Annotated in this window: 1 protein-coding gene; it reads right to left on the reverse strand. The window is 55.0% G+C overall.

The annotated features are described in order from the left end of the window. Window positions 1–219: 219 nt before the first annotated feature. Complete coding sequence (locus RC85_RS25400; RefSeq protein WP_068267702.1) at window positions 220–2,040, reverse strand: peptidylprolyl isomerase; 1,821 nt, start codon at window positions 2,038–2,040, stop codon at window positions 220–222. Window positions 2,041–2,379 lie beyond the last annotated feature (339 nt).

A 2,379-nucleotide genomic window follows, 5' to 3' on the forward strand; every position in this document is an offset into this window, starting at 1 on the left:
ATTTGGTCCCGGAAAAAACGTGTTAGTTCGTTTAGCCGCGTGGGCATCGCCCCGCGCGTTCGGGCCAGCACTACGCGCGGGGCGATGCCCACGCGGTTAAACAGTTCAGAAACCCTTCACGGCGTTGGGCATTGCCCTGTGTGTTTGGGGCATGCGTGTTCGGGGCAGCCATCCGGGGGCTGGCCGGATTGTCGATTTAGATTGCTGGGTGCCCGTGGATCAGGGTTTTGCAGCGACGCGTGGAGCTTTTTTCTGAGCCACCAGGAAATTGTCAATTTCAGCAGAATCACGAATCGATTCCATCTTGTCCATCATCGCCATGCTTGTCTTCTTGGCGGTCAGGTCACGAACCAACTCTTCCTGAACCGCAGCCGGATCGCTGACGACCGGTTCGGTGAATCCCTGGCAACGAAGCACGATGTACTTGCCGCCCGTCGCGATGATGCCGGACAGCTCACCCGGCTTGAGCGAAAAGGCTTCCTTTTCAACCGCTGGCTGGCCGCTGTGTTTACGAATCGGTGGAACCTTGCCCATGTTGCTCGATGAGACCGGTTCAACGCTGTATTGTTGAGCCAGATCGCCAAAGAATTTGTCGGTCGGATTGTCTCGAGCCATTTCCCAGATCTTCTGAGCGCTCCGCTGGTCGCTCAACACAATCGCCAGAACTTCGACTCGTGGTCCATAAGCAGATTCATAGCCCTCGCGCATGTCGTCTTGATTCAGAGCAACTTCTTCCTCGACCAACTTCATCAGCGCGACGCTTGGCCACACTGAATCCGCGATGTAAACCGTTTCGGTCACGTTGCTGTTGGCGGTCACCGATTCCATCCACTTGATCGGGTCAGGCGAACCGTCGGCGGTAACGAATCCGTAATTTGATGCCGCCCGCAAAACCTCGCTGCGAATGTCATCGTCAGTGACTTGCTTCTTCGCTGCTCGCAAAGCCTGCGTCAGTAGCTTGCGATTGATCTCGCCTTCCAAAACATCCTCGCCGTGTCGTTTCAAGCACTCTTCGGAAACCTGCGAAATCGGCAGCGACTGACCATTGATCAGCGCCGCGACACCGGGATACTGCTGACTAAGTTCAGCGTTGCCAATGACCTTCACAACCTTGGCGTCTTGTTGCAACTTGGCAAACAATTCCGAAGCGGCGCTTCGCATTTTTTCATCACGAATTCGATCGTTGATTTGTTCCTTGATTGCGGGCATCGCCTGCGGGCTTGGATGAGCCTCGGGGATGCGGCGGACCGCCTGCAGGATGATCCACTGATCGCCAAGTTGCAAAATTTCAGAGACCTGATTGTCTTGCAACGCAAAAGCAGCTTCCTCCAAACGCGAATCGCCGGTGTAGCGACGAATCGGTGGAATCAATCCACCGACACTCATGCTGGCTTCATCTTCACTGAACTGTTTTGCTAAACTTGCGAAGCTGCCTGGGTTGGCTTTCGCTTGAGCGAGCACTTTGGTCGCCTTGCCGTGGCTGGCGGTCATGATCAAACGGCATTTGACGGCTTCGCCAAACTGCGACAGGTAAGCTTTGTTAAATTCGGCGTCAGTCACTTCGACCTGATCGGCCACCAAACGACGCAGTGCCAACATCGGCCAAATGATTTCGCGGCTGTATTGATTGGGAGTAATGTCGCGTTCTTCTTGCAGCAGTTTTAAGTAGCTGTCCATCGACAGACCGAACTTGCTGGCCAAACGCTGGATCTCCGCGGTAACTTGCTGTTTTGTGACTTCAATGCCGCTGGATTGGCAAGCCTGCATGATCAGGTGCCGATTGACCATGTTGTCCAGCACGTCGCTGCCGTATCGCTCGGTCGCGGCATCGGCCAGCGTCTTGCGAGTGATCGGATCCGCGTTGACGACTGCCACCACGGTGGGCTTGGCGTCGCGTTCTTGCGAAGATGCTTTGCCAGATGTCATCGCAAGCGAAGCGATGATCGCAGCAAGAACTAGGTGATGACGAAAGCCTCGAATCGGAAGATACCGAGTCAAGAAATGGGGCCAAGATTTGAATCGGGCGAGTTGCAGTGGCATCGCGGGTCACTCCTTTGAACCGGAAATCGAGACGTGCAGCCTTGCACGATTGGCGAACTTTATAGAAATGCCAGTTTTCGCTCAAGATGAACTTTATTTTCGCCGGAGGATGCCGGGCGATGCCGGGCGATGGACGAATCGTATTCCCCGTCAGCTTGGTTTTCGGGTGAAACGCAAAAGCTGCGGAGCTGCGAAGGCTGCCAGCAAGCTGGGGTGATGAAAATGTGTCGTTGTCAGCTTGTCACGCCCCTTGAAAGTAGGCCGTAGCGAGCCATAGCGAGTTACGGCGGTCGCAAATTGCCGTAACTCGCTATGGCTCGCTACGGCCTACATGCTGGC

It is taken from the genome of Rubripirellula obstinata (genome assembly GCF_001642955.1).
Lineage (GTDB): Bacteria > Planctomycetota > Planctomycetia > Pirellulales > Pirellulaceae > Rubripirellula > Rubripirellula obstinata.

Coding starts and splice junctions, on each gene's coding strand:
- RC85_RS25400 (WP_068267702.1), bottom strand. CDS start 2,040: ATGCCACTGCAACTCGCCCGATTCAAATCTTGGCCCCATTTCTTGACT.